23 protein-coding genes are annotated in these 23,361 nt (G+C 67.0%); 12 read left to right on the forward strand and 11 right to left on the reverse strand.

Annotated elements, in window-relative coordinates; genetic code table 11:
• Positions 1–29 precede the first annotated feature (29 nt).
• The 4 genes from ACZK3W_RS14385 to ligA all read right to left on the reverse strand — a co-directional run bounded on the left by ACZK3W_RS14385 (position 30) and on the right by ligA (position 4,860).
• On the reverse strand, positions 30–758 hold the full coding sequence (locus ACZK3W_RS14385; RefSeq protein ID WP_032127686.1) for a DUF3011 domain-containing protein: 729 nt from the start codon (positions 756–758) through the stop codon (positions 30–32).
• A 142-nt stretch (positions 759–900) separates the two neighbouring features.
• The gene (gene epmA / locus ACZK3W_RS14390) at positions 901–1,857 is read right to left on the reverse strand and encodes an EF-P lysine aminoacylase EpmA (RefSeq protein WP_197615075.1); all 957 of its coding nucleotides are present in this window, start codon (positions 1,855–1,857) and stop codon (positions 901–903) included.
• On the reverse strand, positions 1,854–2,339 hold the full coding sequence (locus ACZK3W_RS14395) for a GNAT family N-acetyltransferase (RefSeq protein WP_032127684.1): 486 nt from the start codon (positions 2,337–2,339) through the stop codon (positions 1,854–1,856). The genes epmA and ACZK3W_RS14395 overlap by 4 nt, the downstream gene beginning before the upstream one ends.
• A gap of 49 nt (positions 2,340–2,388) precedes the next feature.
• Positions 2,389–4,860: an NAD-dependent DNA ligase LigA gene (gene ligA, locus ACZK3W_RS14400; protein WP_197615128.1), complete on the reverse strand. Its 2,472-nt coding sequence runs from the start codon at positions 4,858–4,860 to the stop codon at positions 2,389–2,391.
• Between the two features lie 313 nt (positions 4,861–5,173).
• Between ligA and ACZK3W_RS14405 the strand changes: the two genes are divergently transcribed.
• The gene (locus ACZK3W_RS14405; protein ID WP_197615074.1) at positions 5,174–6,298 is read left to right on the forward strand and encodes a pyridoxal phosphate-dependent aminotransferase; all 1,125 of its coding nucleotides are present in this window, start codon (positions 5,174–5,176) and stop codon (positions 6,296–6,298) included.
• Between the two features lie 123 nt (positions 6,299–6,421).
• On the opposite strand, the gene zipA is transcribed toward ACZK3W_RS14405, so the two are convergent.
• The 7 genes from zipA to ACZK3W_RS14440 form a co-directional block, all read right to left on the reverse strand.
• Complete coding sequence (gene zipA, locus ACZK3W_RS14410) at positions 6,422–7,159, reverse strand: cell division protein ZipA (protein ID WP_006376490.1); 738 nt, start codon at positions 7,157–7,159, stop codon at positions 6,422–6,424.
• A 46-nt stretch (positions 7,160–7,205) separates the two neighbouring features.
• Positions 7,206–10,709 carry a chromosome segregation protein SMC gene (smc, locus tag ACZK3W_RS14415; RefSeq protein ID WP_182266386.1) on the reverse strand — a complete coding sequence of 1,168 codons (3,504 nt, stop codon included), beginning with the start codon at positions 10,707–10,709 and terminating at the stop codon, positions 7,206–7,208.
• Between the two features lie 259 nt (positions 10,710–10,968).
• Complete coding sequence (gene rplI, locus ACZK3W_RS14420) at positions 10,969–11,418, reverse strand: 50S ribosomal protein L9 (protein ID WP_014037734.1); 450 nt, start codon at positions 11,416–11,418, stop codon at positions 10,969–10,971.
• Positions 11,419–11,523: 105 nt separating this feature from the next.
• The gene (gene rpsR, locus ACZK3W_RS14425) at positions 11,524–11,754 is read right to left on the reverse strand and encodes a 30S ribosomal protein S18 (protein WP_002804494.1); all 231 of its coding nucleotides are present in this window, start codon (positions 11,752–11,754) and stop codon (positions 11,524–11,526) included.
• A gap of 11 nt (positions 11,755–11,765) precedes the next feature.
• Positions 11,766–12,203 (reverse strand): 30S ribosomal protein S6, encoded by a 438-nt coding sequence (gene rpsF / locus ACZK3W_RS14430; RefSeq protein ID WP_006452997.1) that lies wholly within the window; start codon positions 12,201–12,203, stop codon positions 11,766–11,768.
• Between the two features lie 160 nt (positions 12,204–12,363).
• Positions 12,364–12,906 carry a CbrC family protein gene (locus tag ACZK3W_RS14435; RefSeq protein WP_121505184.1) on the reverse strand — a complete coding sequence of 181 codons (543 nt, stop codon included), beginning with the start codon at positions 12,904–12,906 and terminating at the stop codon, positions 12,364–12,366.
• A 78-nt stretch (positions 12,907–12,984) separates the two neighbouring features.
• Positions 12,985–13,323 (reverse strand): HesB/IscA family protein, encoded by a 339-nt coding sequence (locus tag ACZK3W_RS14440; protein WP_006376495.1) that lies wholly within the window; start codon positions 13,321–13,323, stop codon positions 12,985–12,987.
• 128 nt (positions 13,324–13,451) lie between these two features.
• Between ACZK3W_RS14440 and asnS the strand changes: the two genes are divergently transcribed.
• The 11 genes from asnS to ACZK3W_RS14495 all read left to right on the forward strand — a co-directional run bounded on the left by asnS (position 13,452) and on the right by ACZK3W_RS14495 (position 23,358).
• Positions 13,452–14,846, forward strand: a complete 1,395-nt coding sequence (asnS, locus tag ACZK3W_RS14445) for an asparagine--tRNA ligase (protein WP_049400203.1) — start codon at positions 13,452–13,454, stop codon at positions 14,844–14,846.
• A 30-nt stretch (positions 14,847–14,876) separates the two neighbouring features.
• Positions 14,877–15,176 carry a hypothetical protein gene (locus ACZK3W_RS14450; protein WP_005417403.1) on the forward strand — a complete coding sequence of 100 codons (300 nt, stop codon included), beginning with the start codon at positions 14,877–14,879 and terminating at the stop codon, positions 15,174–15,176.
• Positions 15,177–15,183: 7 nt separating this feature from the next.
• Positions 15,184–15,498, forward strand: coding sequence for a hypothetical protein (locus ACZK3W_RS14455; protein WP_006453002.1), 315 nt, complete (start codon positions 15,184–15,186; stop codon positions 15,496–15,498).
• Between the two features lie 7 nt (positions 15,499–15,505).
• Positions 15,506–16,144 (forward strand): FMN-binding negative transcriptional regulator, encoded by a 639-nt coding sequence (locus ACZK3W_RS14460; protein WP_049400205.1) that lies wholly within the window; start codon positions 15,506–15,508, stop codon positions 16,142–16,144.
• 72 nt (positions 16,145–16,216) lie between these two features.
• Positions 16,217–16,879, forward strand: a complete 663-nt coding sequence (gene can / locus ACZK3W_RS14465; RefSeq protein ID WP_014037740.1) for a carbonate dehydratase — start codon at positions 16,217–16,219, stop codon at positions 16,877–16,879.
• 19 nt (positions 16,880–16,898) lie between these two features.
• Positions 16,899–17,420 carry a 3-hydroxyanthranilate 3,4-dioxygenase gene (locus ACZK3W_RS14470; RefSeq protein WP_182266388.1) on the forward strand — a complete coding sequence of 174 codons (522 nt, stop codon included), beginning with the start codon at positions 16,899–16,901 and terminating at the stop codon, positions 17,418–17,420.
• 162 nt (positions 17,421–17,582) lie between these two features.
• Positions 17,583–18,857 (forward strand): kynureninase, encoded by a 1,275-nt coding sequence (gene kynU / locus ACZK3W_RS14475; protein WP_049400209.1) that lies wholly within the window; start codon positions 17,583–17,585, stop codon positions 18,855–18,857.
• 31 nt (positions 18,858–18,888) lie between these two features.
• Entirely contained in the window at positions 18,889–20,256 is a 1,368-nt protein-coding gene (locus ACZK3W_RS14480; protein WP_032127676.1) for an FAD-dependent oxidoreductase, read from the forward strand.
• Positions 20,256–21,695 carry an exodeoxyribonuclease I gene (gene sbcB, locus ACZK3W_RS14485; protein ID WP_197615073.1) on the forward strand — a complete coding sequence of 480 codons (1,440 nt, stop codon included), beginning with the start codon at positions 20,256–20,258 and terminating at the stop codon, positions 21,693–21,695. Before ACZK3W_RS14480 ends, sbcB begins: the two co-directional genes overlap by 1 nt.
• The gene (locus ACZK3W_RS14490; RefSeq protein WP_032127674.1) at positions 21,692–22,378 is read left to right on the forward strand and encodes a DUF2461 domain-containing protein; all 687 of its coding nucleotides are present in this window, start codon (positions 21,692–21,694) and stop codon (positions 22,376–22,378) included. Before sbcB ends, ACZK3W_RS14490 begins: the two co-directional genes overlap by 4 nt.
• Positions 22,378–23,358 (forward strand): aldo/keto reductase, encoded by a 981-nt coding sequence (locus tag ACZK3W_RS14495; protein WP_197615072.1) that lies wholly within the window; start codon positions 22,378–22,380, stop codon positions 23,356–23,358. Before ACZK3W_RS14490 ends, ACZK3W_RS14495 begins: the two co-directional genes overlap by 1 nt.
• Positions 23,359–23,361: the final 3 nt, after the last annotated feature.

The following is a 23,361-nucleotide window of genomic DNA, read 5'->3' on the forward strand; positions in this document are numbered from 1 at the left end:
CGCCCCGCGTGGTTGGAGCCTGCCCGGGCTCAATTCACCGAGAATTCGGCGCGGCAGCCGCCGTCCACCCAGATCCCGTTGCGGTTCCAGCCCCAGGTGTTGCCTTCCTCGCACGGGGTGCTGGACAACTGCTCGGTAACGACCGCGCCGACCGAAATGCTCGCCCCACAGAAGCGGCGCTTCTTCGACTTCGACTCGCAGGTCAGGCGGCGTGGCACGTCGACAAAACGGCCGTCCTCGTCAGCCACTTCGAAATCGCCCTGGCAACCACGGCTGGTCCAGACTTCATTGCGCTTGTAGCCCCAGCCCTGCCCTTCGCGGCACGGCAGCACCGACAGCTGGCGCAGCAGGCGCACCGGCGCCCCGTCCAGGCGCACCGGGCAACTCTGCGGGCGGCCATTGGATTCGCAGCGCACCACACGGCGGACCAGGCGCTTGCCTTCCGTTGCCGCAGGCGCTGCACCTTCCGCACGACGCGCACGGAACTCGGCGCGGCAGCCAAGGGTGACCCACACGCCACTGCGGTCGGTGCCCCATTCGCTGCCACGGATGCAACTGTTGCTGGACAACTGGCGCACAAGGTCGATGCCATTGCTGACGTCGATATCGCAATGCACCCAGCCCATGTCGCGCGATTCGCAGGTCACCACTTCGCCGTCATAGCCCGCCTGCTGGGCCGACGCCGATGACGGCAGCCAGGCACCCCAGAGCGCGATGGAGTACACCGGTGCAGCGACAACCGCAAACCACTTGACCAAAGCCTTCCCCAGCAGGAATGGATGAACTGCGTGCCAGTGTCCGGCATCTGCCGTGATAAGAGCATCATCCTGCTTACCGAAGCAAGCGCGGAAACGCGGAATTCCGTTCAGTCTTCGATGTTCAGGAACGTGCGCACCGCGCTCACGCGTGGGCGAAGTCGTAGGCCAGCACATCGGCGATACGCGGCGTGCGGTTCATCGCCATCAACAACCGATCGACACCCACCGCCACGCCAGCGCAGGCAGGCATCGATGGCAACGCCGACAGCAGCGCCTCATCCACGGACGGTTGCACCTGGCCCCGCTCATGGCGGCGCTGCAGGTCACGCTGGAATCGCGCACGCTGTTCTTGCGCGTCGTTCAGTTCGTGATAGCCGTTGGCCAGTTCCACGGCCCCCAGATAAAGCTCGAAACGCTCGGCCAGCGGCGGCGTGCCGGCTCGAATGCGTGCCAGTGCGGCCTGGCTGGCAGGCCAATCATGGACCACGGTCATCACCGCGTCATCGAAATGCGGCTGGATATGATGGGTCATCAGCAGATCCAGCCAGTCATCGCGGGTCAGCCCGACCGGGTCGATATGTACCTCGCCCAGCGCGGCACGCAACGCGGCCTCATCGGCATCGAACGGATCCACACCCACGTACTGCTGGAACAGCTCGCGGTAACTGAGCACACGCAGCGTCGCACTGCGCCCGACCAGGGCCAGCGCCTGGCCGACCAGCTCGGCGGTTTCCTGCACCAGACGATGGTGGTCCCAACCGACCCGGTACCACTCCAGCATGGTGAATTCCGGATTGTGGCGGCCGCCCGCCTCGCCGTTGCGGAACACCCGGCCCAGTTCGTAACAGTCACCCACGCCCGCCGCCAGCAGGCGCTTGAGCGGATACTCCGGCGAGGTGCGCAGCCAGCGGCGGCGGCCACCGGCATCGACATGGCCGGTGAAATCGGTGTGGAAGCTGTCGATGTTCGGCTCGGTGTTGCCGGCCACCGACAGGATCGGCGTCTCCACCTCCAGCACATCTCGATCGGCGAAGAAGCGGCGCACCAGCGCGTTGAGCGCGGCACGCTGCTGCAGCGCGCGCAGCAGGGCCTCGCTCACAGGATGCCCTCCGGGCGCGGATGATCCAGCGGCAGGGTCAGCAGATCGCGGGTGTCATCGATGTAGCCACTGGCCAGGTACAGGCGCCGGGCCAGTTCGTTGTGGTGGTTCACTTCCAGCCGCAGGCGGCTGACGCCACGCCCGCGAGCGCGCTGTTCGCAGATGGCCAGCGCCTGCTTGCCGCGGCCGCGGCCGCGCGCGCGGTGGCTCAGGTACAGCTCGTCCAGCAGCATGAAGTGGCCGCCCTGCTCCAGGCTGAAACCCATCGCGATCACTGCGTAGCCCACCACCTCGGCGGCCTCGTCCAGCCACAGCAGCACCTCGCCATTGCGCGGATCGGCCAGCAGCGCGTCCACGCCGCGACGCACGCGCGCGTCGTCGAAGTCGATCTTGTCTTCGGCATAGAACTCGCGCATCAACGCGATCAACAGTTCTTCGTCGGCACGGGTGGCCAGGCGGAAATCCAGCGGAGCGGTCTGCATCGGTGTTCCTTTGTGTTTCATGCCGGGCGCCAGGCACCCGGCGGGGTCATCATTCGTGTTCGGCGAGGTAGGCCAGCAGGCGGTCTTCGTCCCATACCGGCACGCCCAGCGACTGCGCCTTGTCCAGCTTGGAGCCGGCCTCGGTACCGGCCACCACGAAGCTGGTCTTCTTCGACACGCTGCCGGAGACCTTGGCACCCAGCGCTTCCAGGCGTTCCTTGGCGGCATCGCGGGTGAGCTGGGCCAGGGTGCCGGTCAGCACCACGGTCTGCCCATCCAGCGGGCCGGCCACGATCTCGGCCAGCGCCGGCGCCTTGGCCAGGATCTGCTGCATCGCCTTCTCGGCCGCCAGCAGCATCGCGCCATGGCCATCTGCATCGAGCCACGCAGCCAGGCCGCGTGCAGTGTCATCGGGCAGGCCGGCGTTGACGAACTGGCCATGCTCGGCGTCGAGCACTGCTTGCGCGCCGGAAAGCGCAGCGACCAGTTTTCCGGCGCGCAGGCGGGTGATGCCCGGGATTTCCGATTCGACCAGCAGCTGCGCCAGATCCAGCCCTTCGCGCAGCTTGGCACTGGGCGCATGCACATCGCTGATGCGCACCTGACCGACCTGCAGCAGGTCATCGATGGCCTGCTGGTTGCCCTGCTGCTCGAAGAAATGACCCAGCGAACGCGCCACTTCGCCGCCGATGTCCGGCACACGCTTGAACAACGGCCACGGCAGGTGGCGGATCAGCTCCAGGTCACCAAACCACTGCGCCAGCGCCTTGGCCGTGCTCTCACCCACGTGCTCGATGCCAAGCGCAAACAGCAGGCGCTCCAGCGTGGCCGCGCGGCTGGCGTCGATTGCCGCGATCAGGTTGTCGGCCCACTTGGTGGCGATCTTCTTCGTGTTCCATTCGAAGCTGGCCGGCTGTGCCAGCGCCTGTGCGCGCCAGCCCGGATCGTTGCCATCCAGCTTGAGCACCGCATTGAGCACCGCACCACTGCCTTCGGCGGGCAGGTGCAGCTTCAGCGCAGCCGCCAGTGCGGAAGGGTCCTCGGCATCCAGCACCAGCTTCAGATGCAGCAGCTGGTCACGGTTGAGCCGGTACAGATCGGCCACGCTTCTGACGATGCCGGCGTCGACCAGGGTTTCGATGTACTTGTCACCCAGGCCATCGATATCCATCGCGCGACGCGAGGCGAAATGGGCGATGGCTTCCTTGCGCTGCGCCGGGCAGGACAGTTCGCCCGAGCAGCGCCATGCGGCAGCACCTTCCTCGCGCACGATTTCCGAGCCGCACACCGGGCAGCGCGTCGGCATCTGCCACGGCATGGTGCCCGGCGGGCGGCGATCAAGGATGACGCTGACCACTTCCGGAATCACATCACCGGCGCGGCGCACGATCACGCTGTCACCCACGCGCACATCCAGGCGTGCGATCTGGTCGGCGTTGTGCAACGTGGCGTTGGACACGATCACGCCGGCCACCGCCACCGGTGCCAGCCGCGCGACCGGTGTGGCAGCACCGGTGCGGCCGATCTGGATCTCGATCGCCTCTACCTTAGTGCTCTGTTCCTGCGCGGGGAACTTGTGCGCGATGGCCCAGCGCGGCGCACGCGAAACGAAGCCCATGGCCTGCTGGCCGGCGCGGTCATCCAGCTTGTAGACCACGCCATCGATATCGAACGGCAGGCCATCGCGGCGCTCACCGATATCGCGGTAGTAGCCGAGCAGGCCGTCGGTGCCTTCCACGACCTTGCACAGCTCACTGACCGGGAAGCCCCAGGCACCGAGCTGGGCCAGTGTGCCCGAATGGGTGTCCGGCAGCTCGCCACCCTGCACTTCGCCGGTGCCGTAGGCGAAGAAACTCAGCCGGCGCTGCGCACTGATCTTCGGGTCGAGCTGGCGCAGCGAACCGGCGGCGGCGTTGCGCGGGTTGGCCAGCACCTTGCCGCCCTGCAGGCGCGCACGTTCGTTGTAGGACTCGAAGTCGGCGCGGGCCATGTAGACCTCACCACGCACCTCCAGCACATCCGGCCAGTCCTTGCCGTGCAGCCGCTTGGGAATATCACCGATCTCGCGCAGGTTGGCCGTCACGTCCTCGCCGGTACTGCCATCGCCACGGGTCGCGCCCAACACGAAATGCCCGTCTTCGTAGCGCAGGCTGATCGCCAGGCCGTCCATCTTCGGCTCGGCCGAGAACCGCAGGCTGCGACGGCCCAGGCGCTCATCGATGCGGCGCACGAAATCGGCCACCTCCTCATCGCTGAAAGCATTGGACAGCGACAGCATCGGCACCGCGTGGCGCACTTCCGGGAAGCGGCCGGAGGGGCGCGCACCGACCTGCTGGGTCGGGCTGTCGGCACGGGCCAGTTCCGGGTGCTCGCGCTCCAGCGCTTCCAGCTCGCGCACCATCCGGTCGTAATCGACGTCAGGGATCTCCGGCGCGTCCAGCTCGTGATAGGCGCGGTTGGCCTGGGCGATCTGCCGGCGAAGGTCTTCGGCGCGTTCGGCGGGGCTGGGGCTCATCGGGATCCGGTGGTTCTGGGATGGCCGGGGATTCTACCGCGCCCGGCTGTCAGCCCCTGTAACGCCGCCGCCTTTTGTAGAGTCGAGCCAAGCTCGACTGTTCCTCCCTCGCTCTGGCAGGCGCCATCCACTCCCCCGCTCTGGTAGGTGCCAACCACTCCCCAGCTCTGGTACGTGCCAACCACCCTCCCGCTCTGGTAGGTGCCAACCTTGGTTGGCACATTTACAGTCGAACATGGTTCGACTCCGCAGAAGAGCAGCTTGCCGCCCACGCCCACCGGCGCTAGCGTGCGACGGTCTTCCCTTCGGAATCCCGCCCGTGACCCTGCCCGCTTCCCGTCGACGCTTCCTGCAACTGGCCGGTGCTGGCCTCGCCGTCGCCGGCACCGGGCTGCCGCAGCTCGGCCATGCCCAACCCGCGACAGCCGCCGCCCCAGCCCCTGCCGAAGGCGCCGTACTACTGAACTTCAACGAATGCCCGTACGGCCCCTCGCCCGCCGCCCAGCAGGCGGCGCGCGACAGCATCACCAGCTGCGGCCGCTACCGCTTCGAACTGGCGGGCCAGGTGCGCGATGCGTTCATCGAGCAGGCCGGCATTCCGGCCGACCATATGCGCCTCTATCCGGGCTCCAGCGAACCACTGAACCGCGCTGCCACGCTGTGGACCGGCCCGCAGGCGGGGCTGGTGGTGGCCGACCCGACCTTCGAGACGCTCGGCGAGGTCGCCGCCGCACACGGTGCACACGTGCAGAAAGTGCCGCTGCGCGAGGACGGTGCACACGACCTGCGTGCGATGGTCGCCGCCGCACACGCACGCCCGACCGGGCTGCTGTATGTGTGCAACCCCAACAACCCGACCGGCTCGATCAGCCCACCGGATGAGCTCGCTTGGCTGCTGGCCCACAAGCCCGCTTCCACCCGCGTGCTGTTGGACGAGGCGTATCTGCAGTACAGCGAACAGCCGAGCCTGATCGCGCAGGTGGCGCAGCGCGATGACCTGATCGTGTTGCGCACGTTCTCCAAGCTATATGGCATGGCCGGCCTGCGCCTGGGCGTGGCGGCCGCACATCCCGACCGCCTGCGCGAACTGGCCAGCCTGGGCGACAACCCGCTGCCGGTGCCGGCGCTGGCGGCGGCACTGACCAGCCTGCGCGATCCGCAGTTGATTCCACAGCGCCGCCTGCAGAATGCCAAGGTGCGCCAGGCCACCATCGCATGGCTGGGCAAGCGTGGTTTCAGCTGCGTGCCGTCGGAAGCGAACTGCTTCGTGGTCGACGTGCAACGCGATGGAAGCGCGTTCGCCAAGGCGATGGCGGACAACGGCGTGGTGATCGGACGCAGCTGGCCGATCTGGCCACAGCGTGTGCGCGTGACCGTCGGCACCGAAGAAGAAATGGCCGCGTTCCGCCATGCGTTCGCGAAGGTGGCCGGCGTACCGGCCTGATCCTGTTGGATGGGGCGAACCTTGGTTCGCCCCATCCACGCATGGCGTGGATCTACTGTTGTGGGTGCCGACCGTTGGTCGGGGTGGGTGCCGACCGTTGGTCGGCACACCGAAAAAATGCCTTTACCAGCGCGGGGTCTTGGTCAGCGGCGGGGCCTGGTGCTGGCGGTCGTAGGCGCGCAGCTCGTCACGGATGTGTGCGATGCGCTGGCGGCCCAGGGCATTGCGGCTGTCATCGAGCACCACGCCATCCAGCAGTTCAGCCATGCGCTGCACGGTCGGCAGCATCTTCTCCCAGGCGTCCAGCGCGGTCAGCGGCGCCGGCAAGGTCAGGAAGAAGGCGATGGCCGGGGTTTCCATGGCGCGGATGTTGGCCATGTCGAAGCTGCCCGGCTTCATGATGCTGGCCATCGAGAAAATCGGGCCGCGCTCGGGGTGGCCTTCCACCAGGCGGTGGAACACGTTCATGTGGCCGAACACCAGGCCGGTCTTCTCGGCCGCCACCACGATGTCCTCACCACGCAGCTGCTCGCCGGCCCGGGCAGCCACGAACAAGGAGACGATCTTGTCGAAATCCTGGGTGGCGCGCTTGCCGAGATCACTGGCGCCCGGGTCGGTTTCGCCCAGACCAAGTTCGGCCTGCTCGCCTTCCGTGCCCATGCCCGGTTCGACGCGGCCATCGGCCACGGCGACGCCGTCTTCGCCCAGTACCGGCTCGCGGCGCTCGCCGCTGGTCGGTTCCGCGCCTTCCACGCGGCGCCCCTGGGGCTTCTTTTTCGGACGGCCAAACAGGAAGATCGCGGCGATCAACAGCAGGCCGGCGGCCAGGATGCCGATGCGCAACAGTGCCGTGTCGGACATTCGATAGGTTCTCCGGCTAGTTCATTCAGGTAACTAGGATGGCACGTCAGGCCGCGCCCGCCAATCGCGCGGCTTCTTCCAGGTCCACGCTGACCAGGCGGCTGACGCCCGGCTCGCGCATGGTCACGCCCGACAGCTGATGCGCGGCCTCCATCGTCGCCTTGTTGTGGCTGACGAACAGGAACTGCACCTTTTCGCTCATTTCCTTGACCATGTTGGCCAGGCGGCCGACGTTGGCCTCGTCCAGCGGCGCGTCCACCTCGTCCAGCAGGCAGAACGGTGCGGGGTTCAGCTGGAAGATGGCGAACACCAGCGCCACCGCGGTCATCGCCTTCTCGCCGCCGGACAGCAGCGAGATGCTGGACACGCGCTTGCCCGGCGGACGCGCCATGATGGTCACACCGGTGTCGAGCAGGTCTTCACCGGTCAGTTCCAGGTAGGCGTGGCCGCCACCGAACAGGCGCGGGTACAGCGCCTGCACGCCAGCGTTGACACGATCGAAGGTGTCCTTGAAACGACCGCGGGTCTCGCGGTCGATCTTGCGGATCGCATCTTCCAGGGTTTCCAGCGCCGTGGTCAGGTCGGTGTGCTGCGAATCCAGGTAATCCGAGCGCTGCGAAGCCTCGCCGTACTCGTGGATGGCGGCCAGGTTGACCGGCTCCAGCCGGCGCATGCGGCCATCGATCTGGTGCACGGCCTGCTCCCAGTCACCCAGGCGGGCGTCCTCGGGCAATGCGTTGAGCACGTCCTGCAGTACGAACCCGGCCTTCTCCACCGCGCCCTGCAGGGTGTCCGCGCTGAGCACCAGCGCCTGCTGGTCCAGCTTGCGCTGCGAGATACGCTCGCGCTGGGCCAGCGCCTGCTCGTCGCGCTGGTGGCGAGTCTGCTCATAGTTGCGCAGCTCGGCGTCGATGCCGTCCAGCAGCGTGCGCGCCTCGGTCAGCACGCGGTCGGCCCGCACGCGTTCTTCCAGTGCGTTCTGGTGCTCGGCCTGCAGCGATTCGACAGGCGAATCACCTTCATCCAGCTGCGAGTGCAGTTCGCCCAGTCGCGAATCCAGCTGCCCGCGCTGGGTACCCATGCGTTCCAGCGCCTGGCTCAGTGAAGCCAGCTGCGCCCGCTGCGATTCCAGGGTCAGCGCCAGCGAATGCGAGCGCTCACGCACCGCGCGTGCAGCATCGCGCGCCAGGTCGCGAGCCTCTGTCAGCTGGCGGCGCTCGCCCTCCAGCCGCTGCCGGGTCGATTCCAGGTCGCCCATGCTGCTGACCGCGTTCTCCAACCGCGAACGCGCTTCACGCGCCTGCTCGTTGTTGGCTTCCAGCGTTTCCTGCAGCTGCTTCAGTTCACCTTCGATGCGGTCGATGCGCGTGCGCGCCGCCTCCACCTTGCCCTGCTGGCCCTGCAGCTGGCCAGCCAGTTCAGAGACCGCACGGTGGGCCTGGTACAGCGCACGCTGCGCGTCTTCGCGCTGCTGCTCGGCGGCCTGCAACTGCTCACGGAAACCACTCAGCTGTTCTTCCAGCTCGGCTTCGCGATCCTGCAGTTGCTCGATCTGCTCGCGCAGCTCGTTGATCTCACGTTCGCGCAGCAGCGCGCCCTGCTGGGCCGCACCGGAGCGCGATACTCTCAGCCAGCCCTGGCCCAGGCGCTCGCCGCTCTGGGTGATGATCGAATCGCCTTCCGGAAGACTGGCCTGCAACACCTTCGCCTCGGACAGGTCCTTGGCTGCGTGCAGGTGCGCCAGCAGGCGACGGATCGCTGCCGGGCCACGCACGTGGGCCGCCAGCGAGGTCGGCGCGACCTTCAGGTCCGCGCCATCGTTGGCAACCAGCGCGATGTGGCCCTCGCCCAATTCGCCGAGGGCATCGACCAGGCTCGCCGGATCATCAACCAGCACGCCTTCGATCAATTGGCCGAGCGCGCTTTCCACCGCGTTCTCCCAGCCGGCATCAACGTCCAGGCGTTCGCCGACACGCGCCGCCGAATCCAGTTCACGTGCCTTCAACCAGGCCACGGCCGCGCCCTGCTCCTGGCCCAGCGCGGCCTGCTGCAGGGTTTCCAGCGAAGCCAGGCGACCGCGCAGGCCGTTGGCCTGCTTGCGCAGTTCGGCCAGTTCGTTCTGGCCATTGCGCTGCTGTTCCTGCACCGCCGCCACGCCCTGCTTGCGCAGCTCGACGTCTTCGCTCAATTCATCCAGCGCGGTCTTCTGTGTGTCGTGCTGCAGGTGCAGCTGCTCGAAGGCTTCTTCCAGCGCGTCCACGTCCAGCCCGGCGCGCTCGGCGGCCAGGGCCTCGCGACGCCGGTCAGCGTCGAGGATCTGCTTGTCCAGGTAGTCCACGCGCGTGCGCTCGACATCGCCGGCGCGCGACGCCTCCGAACTCTGCGAGGTGTGCTGCTCCCAGCGCTGCTGCCAGCTGGCCAGCCGGTCCTCGGCCTCGCGCAGGCTTTCCTGCTTGATCTCGTTCTCTTCCTGCAGTTCTTCCAGCTGCGGGGTGGCGGCCTCCACCGCCTCGCGCAGCACCATCAGCTTGGCTTCGTCGCCGCTGATGTGCTGGCCCAGTTCGGCCAACGCCTGGCGGGTCTCGTCGCGCGCCTTGTGCAGGCGCTGCGACAGCTCGCGCTGGTGCTGGATCTGCTGCTCCAGGCGCGCCAGCGTGCTGCCGACCTGATAGACCGCAGCCTGCGCGGTGTTGAGCGCGTCGGCGGCCTCTTCGCGGCGCACGCGCGAGGTCTCGATGCGGGCCTCGGCATCACGCTGATCGGCGATCAGCTGCTGCAGCTTCGTCTCTTCCTGCGACAGCCCTTCGCGCAGCTTGGACAGGCGACCGTCCAACCCGCGGAATTCCAGGGCCTTCCACTCGGCATCCTTGACCCTGCGCTCTTCCTGCAGCGCCTGGTACTGCTCGGCCTGCTTGGCCTGGCGCTTGAGGTGTTCGAGCTGCTTGCTGATCTCGTCGCGCAGGTCGCCCAGCCGGTCCAGGTTCTCGCGGGTGTGGCGGATGCGGGTCTCGGTCTCCTTGCGGCGCTCCTTGTACTTGGAGATGCCGGCCGCCTCCTCCAGGTACACGCGCAGGTCTTCCGGGCGCGCCTCGATGATCTGGCTGATCATGCCCTGTTCGATGATCGAGTAGCTGCGCGGGCCCAGGCCGGTGCCGAGGAACAGGTCGGTGATGTCGCGGCGGCGGCACTTGGTGCCGTTGAGGTAATAGTTGCTGGTGCCGTCGCGGCTGACCGTGCGCTTGACCGAGATTTCGTTGAACGAGGCGTACTCGCCCGAGATCGTGTGGTCGGAGTTGTCGAAGATCAGCTCAACCGTGGCCTGCGACACCGGCTTGCGGGCATTGGAGCCGGAGAAGATCACGTCGGTCAGCGAGTCGCCACGCAGGCGGCTGGCCGAACTCTCGCCCATGACCCAGCGCACGGCGTCGATGATGTTCGACTTGCCGCAGCCATTGGGCCCCACCACGCCGGTCATATTGGTCGGCAGGTGCAGGGTGGTCGGATCGACGAACGACTTGAAGCCGGACAGCTTGATCGTGGAAAGACGCATAGGGGTTCCGGACTGGGGCCGGCAAGCGGCCTGCGTTTACCCTCCAAGTCATTGATCCCATTGAAATCAATGCCCGTGGAACGGGTGTGACGCCCTGAGTATACCGATGTGGCCGTGTTCTACGAATGGGCGTGGAACATTGTCCAACCTCACCCCGTCGGCCGGACGTGGCCCGACGCCGTGAAACGGCGCCATAAAACAAAACGGGCACCCTTGCGGGCGCCCGTTCTGCGGTGATTCCAGGCCTTGCGGCGTGGGATCAGGCTTCGGCGACGACGACGACCTTGACGGTGGTCTCGACGTCGGCGTGCAGGTGGACCAGCACGTCGTATTCGCCGATGTTGCGGAAGGCGCCTTCGCCCAGGATGACTTCGCTCTTGCTGACCGGCAGGCCGGCAGCGGTGAAGGCATCGGCGATTTCGCGGGCGCCGACCGAGCCGTACAGCTTGCCTTCGGTCGAAGCGTTGGCCGGGATGGTCACGCTCGCGCCTTCCAGCTTGGCCTTGCGTGCGTCAGCGTCGGCGTGGATGGCCTGGGCCTTGGCTTCGTATTCGGCGCGCTTGGCTTCGAACTCGGCCTTGTTGCTCTCGGTGGCCGGCACGGCCTTGCCCTGCGGCACGAGGAAGTTACGGCCGTAGCCCGGCTTCACGTCGACCAGGTCGCCCAGGTTGCCGAGGTTGGTGACTTTCTGCAGGAGGATCAGCTGCATGGTATTGCTCCAGATGAGTTATTCGTTAGCGAGGCGATGCCCCGCAACAAAGGCTGTCCGAATAGCTGGCACAGCGGGGGCGGCACCGGGCCGCCCCGCCGGGCATCAGACGTCGTGGTTGTCGGTGTACGGGATCAGGGCCAGGAAGCGAGCGCGCTTGACGGCGGTCGCCAGCTGGCGCTGGTACTTCGACTTGGTACCGGTGACGCGGCTCGGCACGATCTTGCCGTTCTCGGTCAGGTACTGGCGCAGGGTGTTGAGATCCTTGTAGTCGATCTCCTTCACACCTTCAGCCGTGAACTTGCAGAACTTGCGGCGACGGAAGAACTTGGACATGGGAAGGCTCCTTAGGCGGCGGAAGCGGCGTCGTCGCCGGCTTCGTTGTCAGCGGTGGTGGTGGACTCGCCTTCTTCGTCGTCACGACGACGGCGCTCACCGCGCTCCGGCTTGTCACCCTTCTCGTCCTTGCTCTTCATGATCAGCGACTGCTCGGTGTCAGCCTCGTCACGCTTGATGACCAGGTTGCGCAGCACGGCGTCGTTGAAGCGGAAGCTTTCGGTCAGTTCGTTCAGAACGGCCTGGTCGGCTTCGATGTTCATCAGCACGTAGTGGGCCTTCACCAGGTTCTGGATCGGGTACGCCAGCTGGCGGCGGCCCCAGTCTTCCAGACGGTGGATGGTGCCGTTGCCGTTCTCGACCAGCGACTTGTAGCGCTCGATCATGGCCGGGACCTGCTCGCTCTGGTCCGGGTGGACCATGAACACGATTTCGTAATGACGACTCATGTTTTTTCTACCTTTCGGATGTGGCCTCGCGGCCGGACAGCCCCCCGCCGTTGAGACCGCGGTGGGGCAAGGATTCCCGCCAGGAAGGCAGGAAGCCGCGCATTATGGCGCAGATGGGGTGGCCGGGCAACCGGCGGGCCACAGGGCAACCTGAACCGGGCTACCCCAGATCCACATGAAGGCGGTGCTGGCCGCATTCCAGGCACTGGAACAGGCAGCCAATCATCTCCCCGTCCCGGCTCAGGTGTTCAAGCACCCAGTCGGCGTCGCGCGGATTGACCTCGACCACGTCGGGCCGGACCTCGTCGAGGATGGGCTGGAGGTCCTCGCTACCGGCGTAACCGAGGAAGGCGCAGGGCCGCTCACAATGGCTGAGCCAGACCGACTGCTGCCAGGACGAGTAGCCCGGGGTGCGCTCGCAGATCTCCAGCAGCAGCTCGCGGGCGATGGTCGGCGGCGGATCGGCCGGATCCGGGGATACCCCTTCGATATCGCTCCAGCCGGTGAATTCACCCTCGTAACTGGCCGCTGCCCTGCCATCGGCGATACACCAGGGGCACAGGTAATCGGGGCTCAGAACGGAGTAGAACGGCCCCCGGTAGCGCAGTGTGCGCGGCTGACCGCAGCAGTCGCAGACCCCGTCGACCTCTTCGAAGGAGAGGGCGTAGGCGTTGGGGTGATAAATGAAAAGCGGTCGTTCCATCCGTGGATCCCTTCCCTGCCGACCAAGGTCGGCATCTACCACCGCCCGGCCATGCCCGGCGGACGCCAGAACCAGCCCTCAGGCCTTGTCGGCGTCGGTGGTGAAGCTTTCACCGCAGCCACACTCGGCGGTGGCGTTCGGGTTGCTGAACGTGAACGTTTCGCTCAGGCCGTGCTTGCCGAAGTCGATCACGGTGCCGTCCACCAGCGCCAGGCTCTTGGCATCGACATAGATCTTCACGCCGTCCTGGTCGAAAACGGTATCGCCCTCGCGCTCGTCGCGGGCCAGGTCGGTGATGTGACCCCAGCCCGAGCAACCGGTCTTGGTCACGCCGAAACGCAGGCCCAGCGCGCCGGGGGTCTGGGCGACAAAGCGCTGCACGCGCTCGAAGGCAATGGGGGTCAGGCTGACGGCCATGGGGCTACTCCATAGGTACGGGGACATTATAAGGAGCCGTTGCCACGAAAAATGCCTCGCAAGCAGAACGCTGCAACCGGTAAACTCCCGTGTTCACAGATCGAGTCGATCAGCAGAGGATTCAAGTCATGACGGTGGTCAGCGTTGAACATGCGCTTGCCGGGAAGATCCCGGAAGGCGGCGAAGTCACGGTACGCGGATGGGTGCGCACGGTGCGCGGTTCAGCGAATCTGGCCTTCGTGAATGTGAGCGACGGCTCCTGCTTCGCGCCGATCCAGGTCGTGGCCGGCGACAGCCTGGCCAACTTCGACGAGATCAAGCGCCTGACCAGCGGCTGCTCGGTCATCGCCACCGGCACCCTGGTGAAGTCGCAGGGCAAGGGCCAGTCGTTCGAGATCCAGGCCAGCACGCTGGAAGTGGTCGGCTGGGTCGAAGACCCGCTCACCTACCCGATCCAGCCCAAGCCGATGTCGCCGGAGTTCCTGCGCGAAGTGGCGCACCTGCGCCCGCGCACCAACCTGTTCGGCGCGGTCACCCGCATCCGCAACTGCCTGGCCCAGGCCGTGCACCGTTTCTTCCACGAGAACGGCTTCAACTGGATCAGCACCCCGATCATCACCACCTCCGACGCCGAGGGCGCCGGCCAGATGTTCCGCGTGTCCACCCTGGACATGGTGAACCTGCCGCGTGACGAGAAGGGCGCGATCGATTTCAGCCGCGACTTCTTCGGCAAGGAAACCTTCCTGACCGTGTCCGGCCAGCTGAACGTCGAGGCCTACTGCCTGGCGCTGAGCAAGGTCTACACCTTCGGCCCGACCTTCCGCGCCGAGAACAGCCACACCACCCGCCACCTGGCGGAGTTCTGGATGATCGAGCCGGAAATCGCCTTCGCCGACCTGGCCGAAGACGCGCGCCTGGCCGAAGAGTTCCTGAAGTACCTGTTCCGTGCGGTGCTGAACGAGCGTGGCGACGACCTGGCCTTCATCGCCGAGCGCGTGGACAAGAACGCGATCACCAAGCTGGAAGACTTCATCAATGCGCCGTTCGAGCGCATCGACTACACCGATGCGGTCAGCCTGCTGCAGAAGTCCGGCAAGAAGTTCGACTTCCCGGTCGAATGGGGCCTGGACCTGCAGACCGAGCACGAACGCTGGCTGACCGAAGAACACGTCGGCCGCCCGGTGGTGGTGACCAACTATCCGGAGCACATCAAGGCCTTCTACATGCGCCTGAACGACGACGGCAAGACCGTTGCCGCGATGGACGTGCTGGCCCCGGGCATCGGCGAGATCATCGGCGGCAGCCAGCGCGAAGAGCGCCTGGACGTGCTGGACGCGCGCATGGCCCAGTTCGGCCTGGATCGTGAGCACTACAGCTGGTATCGCGACTTCCGCCGCTATGGTTCGGTGCCGCACGCCGGCTTCGGCCTGGGCTTCGAACGCCTGGTGGTGTACGTCTGCGGGCTGTCCAACATCCGCGATGCGATCCCCTACCCGCGCGCCCCGGGCAGCGCGGACTTCTAAGCCCCACACGACCACGGAGGTACCGCTCCCATGACCCTGTTCTTCGCCCTCTGTTTCGTCGGCGTTGCAGTGGCCGGGTTCAGTGCCTTCGTGATCTTCTGGCCGCTGACCCTGGTGCACGTACGCGATCGCCATCCGGCGCTCGCCGAGCGCTTCGGCAGCGGTGCCTTCCTCAAGCCCGATGCCCTGGCCTGGCTGCTGCGCCGTGACTATCGCCAGCAGCCGGACCGCTCGCTGTCCGGGCTGGCGACGCCGGCCTGGGTATCGCTGCTGACCCTGCTGGCCGGACTGGGCATGGCCGCCCTGCTCTGGCTGGCCTCGCTCTGGTAACACATCCATGAATGACATCACCGCCTCGCGCGACAGCTGGTGGCTGGCCAGCCTCGGCAACACCCTGATCTGGGCGCGCCTGCGCGTGCGCCCGGCCGGCACCGCCGAAGTGCTCGACAGCGATGGCAACACGCTGAGCTATGACAGCGAAGACACCGCGCGTTCGCAGCTGTTCGACGCCGAATTCGTCGAGTACGACGGCCTGGACGAGGAAGACGCGCTGGTGCGCGGCTTCAGCCTGCACGAAGTGCAGCCGCCGCAGGCCGACAGCGATGAGGGCCTGCGCGGCCGCATGATCCAGTCGCTGGGCGGGCGCGCCTGACCTCTGCATGTTCACCCCGCGCGCCTTCGCCGAGACCGATCTGCTCTGGCTGGACCGCCTGCTGGCGCGCGACCCGTTCGTTACCGTGCTCACGCCCGGCAGCGATGGCCTGCCGGAGCTGACCCGGATGCCGGTGCTGTACCGGCGTGACGGCGACCAGATCGAACTGCGCGGCCACTGGGCGCGCGCCAACCCGCAGTCGCGCCACCGCGGCGCGGCCAAGGTACTGATCGATGGTCCGCATGGCTACGTCTCGGCCAGCTGGTATCCGGACAAGGAACCCGCTGCGCGGGTACCCACCTGGAACTACGCCGCCGCCGAGCTGCGTGGCCAGCTGCAGACCTTCGACGATACCGAGGCGCTGGCCGAACTGGTCGGCGCGATCAGCGACCGCTTCGAAGCGAGTGTCGGCCAGGCCTGGCAGTTCGATGCCACGCGTGCCGAACATGGCCCGGAGCTGCGCGCCATCGTCGGCTTCCGCTTCCAGGTCGAACAGGTGCAGCTGAAGCTCAAGCTGAGCCAGAACCATCCCGATGCGAACCAGCGCGCGGTGATCGCCGAACTGGAACAGTTGGGCACCCCCGCTTCCACCGAGTTGGCGCAGTGGATGCGCTGGCACCGCGAACAGGCCGCCCGCAGCGACTGAACGCCCCAGATTCCCGCGACGACGCAGCCGGACGGCTGCGGCGAGCCCCCACCCGACGCCAGGGACCCATACATGAAAGACATCCACAAACTGCTGCAGAACAACCGCGACTGGGCCGACCGCATCGAGAAGGAAGACCCCGAGTTCTTCCACCAGCTCGCCAAGCAGCAGCACCCCGAATACCTGTGGATCGGCTGTTCCGACTCGCGCGTTCCGGCCAACCAGATCATCGGCATGGCGCCGGGCGAAGTATTCGTGCACCGCAACGTCGCCAACGTGGTCGCCCACACCGATCTGAACTGCCTGAGCGTGGTGCAGTACGCGGTGGACCAGCTGAAGGTGAAGCACATCCTGATCGTCGGCCACTACGGCTGCGGCGGCGTGCATGCCTGCCTGCACAACACCCGCGTCGGCCTGGCCGACAACTGGCTGCGCCACGTTGGTGACGTGATGCAGAAGCACACCGGCATCCTCGATGCGATCGAGACCGACGAGCTCAAGCACGCACGCCTGTGCGAACTGAACGTGATCGAGCAGGTGGCCAACCTGTGCCGCTCGACCATCGTGCAGGACGCCTGGGCCCGCGGCCAGAAGCTGATGGTGCACGGCTGGGTCTACAGCCTGAAGGACGGACGCGTGCGCGAGATGGGCATCGACGTCGGTTCGCAGGAAGAGCTGCAGCCCGCCTATGAAAAGGCCCTGTCCTACGTCCCGCGCAAGGGCAAGCGCGACTGATCCCTTACGGATGACCACCATGCTCGCTTCGCCGATCAACCTGCACGCCTGGATCGAAGAAAACCGCCACCTGCTGAAGCCGCCGGTGGGCAACAAGATGATCGACAACGGCGACTTCATCGTGATGGTGGTGGGCGGGCCGAACTCGCGTACCGACTTCCACTACGACGAAGGCCCGGAGTGGTTCTACCAGCTCGAAGGCGAGATGGTGCTGAAGGTGCAGGAAGACGGCGCGGTGCGCGACATTCCGATCCGCGCCGGCGAGATCTTCCTGCTGCCGGCAAAGGTTCCGCACTCGCCGCGGCGCCCGCCCGGTGGTATCGGTCTGGTGGTCGAGCGCAAGCGCCTGCCGCACGAGATGGACGGCGTGATCTGGCACTGCGAGCGCTGCAACCACAAGCTGCACGAAGAGTATTTCCCGCTGCAGAACATCGAGACCGACCTGCCCAAGGTGTTTGCGCGCTATCACGCCAGCCTGGAACTGCGTACCTGCAGCCAGTGCGGGCACGTGGACCCGCTGCCGGTGCCAGCGGCAGGCTGAGCCATCGAACGGTAGTTGCCCACCTTGTTGGGCGCTTGCTTGTACGTGCGCCAACCAAGGTTGGCGACAACCGGGCCATGCGGCACCGGCGTTGGGTTGGCCGCTACCGGGCCCTGGCCCAGGCGCTACACTGGCGGTCCCGTTGCAGCCTGTTGCCCGACCATGTCCGACCTGCTCAGCCGCACCCACGCCATTGCCCTGGACGCCGCCGATCCGCTTCGCCCGCTGCGCAATGAATTCCTGATTCCGCGCCATGGCGGCGGCGAGCAGACCTACTTCGTCGGCAACTCGCTGGGCCTGCAGCCGCGTGGCGCGCAGGCGGCCGTGCAGGAAGTGATGAAGCAGTGGGGTGAGCTGGCGGTGGAAGGCCACTTCACCGGCCCGACGCAGTGGCTGTCCTACCACCGCCTGGTGAGCGCGCAGCTGGCCCGCGTGGTCGGTGCGCTGCCCAGCGAGGTGGTTGCAATGAACACGCTGAGCGTGAACCTGCACCTGATGATGGTCAGCTTCTACCGGCCCACGGCCGAGCGCCCGGTGATCCTGATGGAAGCCGGCGCATTCCCGACCGATCGCCACGCGGTGGAAGCACAGATCCGCTTCCATGGTTTCGACCCGGCCGAGTGCCTGGTGGAAGTGCAGCCGGACGAGGCCAACGGCACGATTTCACTGACCGCGATCGAGCATGCCATCGCCGAGCACGGTTCACGCCTGGCGCTGGTGCTGTGGCCCGGCGTGCAGTACCGCACCGGCCAGGCCTTCGACCTCGATGCGATCACCCGCGCCGCACGCCTGCAGGGCGCGCGTATCGGCTTCGACTTGGCACACTCGGTCGGCAACCTGCCGCTGCGCCTGCATGACGTGGCCCCTGATTTCGCCGTGTGGTGCCACTACAAGTACCTCAACAGCGGCCCGGGCGCGGTTGCCGGCGCCTTCGTCCACGAGCGCCATCACCGCGACACCACCCTGCCGCGCTTTGCCGGCTGGTGGGGCCATGAGGAATCCACCCGCTTCCAGATGGCGCCGCAGTTCACCCCGGCCATCGGTGCCGAAGGCTGGCAGCTGAGCAATCCGCCAATCCTCGGCCTGGCGCCGCTGCGCGCCTCGCTGGACCTGTTCGAGCGCGCCGGCATGGAGGCGCTGCGCAGCAAGTCGCTGGCACTGACCGGCATGCTCGAAGCACTGGTGCGCGCACGCCTGTCCGGCGTGCTGGACATCATCACCCCGGCCGAGCCGCAGCGCCGTGGCTGCCAGTTGTCGCTGCGCGTGATCGGTGGCCGCGAGCGCGGCCGTGCGCTGTTCGAGCATCTGCGCGGCATCGGCGTGCTCGGCGACTGGCGCGAACCCGACGTGATCCGCATCTCGCCCACGCCGCTCTACAACCGCTACCTGGACGTGCACCACTTCGTCGAGGAAGTGGAAGCCTGGGCCGGCCTCTAAGCCGGCCCCTCCCCTACTGCTGGACAGTTCGTTGATCGCACACGCTTCCCGCTCGTTGAGCATTATCGGTGCCGGCCTTGCCGGGTCCCTGCTGGCCATCCTGCTGTCACGCCAGGGCTGGCGCATCACCTTGTACGAACGCCGCGGCGATCCACGCGTGGCCGACTACGAGAGCGGCCGCTCGATCAACCTGGCGTTGGCCGAGCGTGGGCGCAACGCACTGCGTCAGGCGGGCGTGGAAGACGAGGTGATGGCGCGCGCGGTGATGATGCGCGGGCGCATGGTGCACCCGCGCGAGGGCGAACCGCAGCTGCAGCGCTATGGCCGCGACGACAGCGAAGTGATCTGGTCGATCCACCGCAGCGACCTGAACACCACGCTGCTGGAGCTGGCCGAACAGGCCGGCGCCACCGTGCACTTCCATCGCCGCCTGCACACCGTCGATTTCGATGCGGGTTACGCACGCTTCATCGATGACCGTGACGACAGCCCGCACGACATCCGTTTCGACACCCTGATCGGTGCCGACGGTGCCGGATCGGCACTGCGTGCGGCGATGAACCGGCGCGCGCCACTGGGTGAGGACATCGCCTTCCTCGACCACTCCTACAAGGAGCTGGAGATCCCGCCGGCTGCCGATGGGAGCTTCCGCATCGAGCGCAATGCACTGCACATCTGGCCGCGCGGCCACTACATGTGCATCGCCCTGCCCAACCATGAAGGCACCTTCACCGTCACTCTGTTCCTGCCCAACCAGGGCGACCCCAGCTTCGCCACGGTCAACACCGGCGCACAGGCCGAGGCGCTGTTCGCGCGCGAGTTCGCCGACACCCTGCCGTTGATCCCGAACCTGCGCGCGGACTGGGAGCAGCATCCGCCGGGCCTGCTTGGCACGCTCACTCTGGAACGCTGGCACCAGCAGGGCCGCGCCGTGCTGATCGGCGACGCCGCGCATGCGATGGTGCCGTTCCATGGCCAGGGTATGAACTGCGCGTTCGAGGACTGCGTTGCGCTGGCCCGTCACCTGATGGAGGCCGATGATCTGGAAGGCGCGTTCGCCGCGTTCGAAGCCGAGCGCAAGCCAAATGCGCGCGCAATCCAGCAGATGGCGCTGGAGAACTACCTGGAGATGCGCGACCGCGTGGCCGATCCCGCCTTCCTGCTGCAGCGCGAGCTGGAACAGGAACTGCAGCGGCGCTGGCCGACCCGCTTCGTACCGCACTACACGATGGTCACTTTCCTGCACACGCCGTACGCCGAGGCGCTGCGCCGCACCGAACTGCAGCGCGACATGCTGGTGGCCGCCACCGCCGGTCACGATTCACTGGACAACATCGACTGGACCGCACTGGAAGCACAGATCCACGCCCAACTACCGGTCCTGGAGGGCGCGCACTGATGGCTGACAGCTTCCTGTTCTACGACCTGGAAACCTTCGGCCAGGACCCGCGGCGCACGCGCATCTCGCAGTACGCCGCGATCCGTACCGACGCCGATCTCAACGAAATCGACACGCCGGTCAGTTTCTTCGTGCGCCCGGCCGATGACCTGCTGCCCTCGCCGATGGCCACCCTGGTCACCGGCATCACCCCGCAGCAGGCACTGGCCGAGGGCATCAGCGAAGCCGAGGCCTTCGATCGCATCAACGAGCAGCTGTCGCGCCCCGGCACCTGTGCGCTGGGCTACAACACGCTGCGCTTCGACGATGAGTTCGTCCGCTACGGCCTGTTCCGCAACTTCCACGACCCGTACGAACGCGAGTGGCGCAACGGCAATTCGCGCTGGGACCTGCTGGACATGCTGCGGCTGATGCGCGCGATGCGCCCGGACGGCATCCAGTGGCCGCTGCGCGAGGATGGCGCCACCTCGTTCAAGCTCGAGCACCTGGCCGAGGCCAACAACGTGCGCGAAGGCGATGCGCACGAAGCGCTGTCCGACGTACGCGCCACCATCGGCATGGCACGCCTGTTCAAGCAGTCGCAGCCACGGCTTTGGGAGTACGCGCTGAAGCTGCGCGACAAACGCTTCGTCGGCAGCCTGCTGGACGTGGCCGCGATGAAGCCGGTACTGCACATTTCCATGCGCTACCCGGCCAGTCGCCTGTGCGCGGCCCCGGTGCTGCCGCTGGCCGCGCACCCGACCGTCAACAACCGGGTGATCGTGTTCGACCTGGAAGGCGAGATCGACGATCTGCTGGAACTGCCGGCCGAGGTGATCGCACAGCGCCTGTACATGCGCGCCAGCGAGCTGCCCGAAGGCGTGGCGCGGGTGCCGCTGAAGGAAGTGCACCTGAACAAGGTGCCCGCGCTGATCGCCTGGAACCACCTGCGCGCCGATGACCACGCGCGCCTTGGCCTGGACGTGGCCGCGATCGAGGCCAAAGTGGAACGCCTGCGCGCGTTCGCCCCGCAGCTGGCCGAGAAGGCCCGGCAGGTCTACAACCAGCCCCGCGCCGCCACCGTGGCCGATGTCGATGCCTCGCTCTACGACGGCTTCCTCGGCAATGGCGACAAGCCGCTGCTTGCGCTGGCACGCACCACCGCGCCGGAGCAGCTGGCCGCGCTGGAAGGCCGCTTCCGCGACCCGCGCCTGCCGGAGCTGCTGTTCCGCTACCGCGCGCGCAATCATCCCGACAGCCTCGCGCCGGCTGAACGCCAGCGCTGGCAGGATTACCGCCGCCAGCGCCTGCTCGGAGACGGCGGGCTGGGCGAACTCAACCTGCCCCAGTACCAGCAGCAGCTCGATGCACTGGCCGCTGAAGCGCCCGACGATGCACGGCGCCAGGCCCTGCTGCAATCGCTGCGCGACTGGGGCCAGCACCTGCAGGAGACCTTGTGAGTACCTATTTCTCGGACGCCAGCTTCAAGTTCCTGCGCAGCCTGGCGCGGCATAACGACAAGGCGTGGTTCAACGACCACCGCCAGCAGTATGAAGACCACGTGCGGCAGCCATTCCTGCGCCTGCTGGGTGACCTGCAGCCGGCGCTGGCCGAGGTCAGCGACCACTTCCGCGCCGATACCCGCGGCGTCGGCGGCTCGCTGTTCCGCATCCATCGCGACGCGCGCTTCTCCAACGACAAATCCCCGTACAAGACCTGGCAGGGTGCACGCCTGTTCCATGAGCGCCGCCGCGAGGTGGCCGCGCCCTCGTTCTACGTGCACCTGCAGCCGGGCGAGAGCTTCGTCGGTGCCGGCCTGTGGCATCCGGAACCGGAGACCCAGCGCCGCGTGCGCCACTTCATCCTCGACAACCCGGGCAGCTGGAAGGCCGCAGCGCATGCACCGGCCCTGCGCAAGCGCTTCGACTTCGAAGAGAGCGAGAAGCTGGTGCGTCCGCCGCGCGGCTTCCCGGCCGACTTCGAATTCATCGACGACCTCAAGCACCGCAACTGGGTGATGTGGCGCTCGCTGGACGACGCCACCATGACCGGCCCACGCCTGCTGTCCACGCTGGGCAAGGACCTGGCCGCGCTCGGCCCGTTCGTCGACTACCTGTGCGCGGCGCTGGACCTGGAATTCTGATGCCGTTGGCACAGCAACGCCGCACGCTGGGCCGCACCGGCCTGCCGATTTCGCCGGTGGGCCTGGGCTGCTCCGGCTTCTGGGGGCATCGCCGCTTCCCTGAACAGTCGGCCGCGCACGTGGTCGAGCATGCACTGGCACAGGGCGTGAACCTGTTGGACACCGGCCACAACTATTCCGGTTTCCACGCCGAGCCGCGGCTGGGCCGCATCCTGCGCCCGTTGCTGAAGCGATACCCGCGCGAGTCGCTGGTGATTTCCAGCAAAGGCGGCACGCTGACCGGCCAGGCCGGCGTCAGCGGCGCCGAGCAACGCAATTTCTCGCCGGCAGCCATCACTGCCAGCTGCGAGGCCTCGCTGCGCAACCTCGGCCTGGATTACCTGGATATCTACCAGCTGCACGGTGCCAGCCAGCACGACGTCAACGATGACCTGCTGGCCGCGCTGCAACGCCTGCGCGAACGCGGGCTGATCCGGCACACCGGCATCAATACGCACACGGCATCGACCCTGCGCTGGATGATCGACCATCCCACGCTGTTCGACGTGGTGCTGCTCGATTACAACGCCCTGCAGCAGGACCGTGAACCCCTCATCGACCAGTTGCACGCGGTGGGCATCGGCGTACTGGCCGGCACCGTGCTGGCGCAGGGCCATCTGCTGCCACCACGCCCGCGCCTGCCACGACCGGCGGATGCCTGGTACCTGGCCAGGGCTTGGCTAAAACCGAGCAGCCGCACACTGATGCACAGCGCACGCAACATGCGGAAGACGCTGGCCGCCATCCGCAGCCAGCGCCCCGCCCAGACCGCGTTTGCCTACGCCCTGGGCCATCCCGGCGTGGCCAGTGGCATCCTGGGTACCACCCGCACCGCCAGCCTGGAAGAAGTACTGGCAACGCGGCTTGAGGCACTGACCGCAGCCGAACGCCAGCAGCTGGTGGACGCCTTCGGTGATGGCCGCGGATCTCCCAGTCATTGAGTC

This window comes from Stenotrophomonas sp. 80084_Sma (assembly GCF_056481995.1).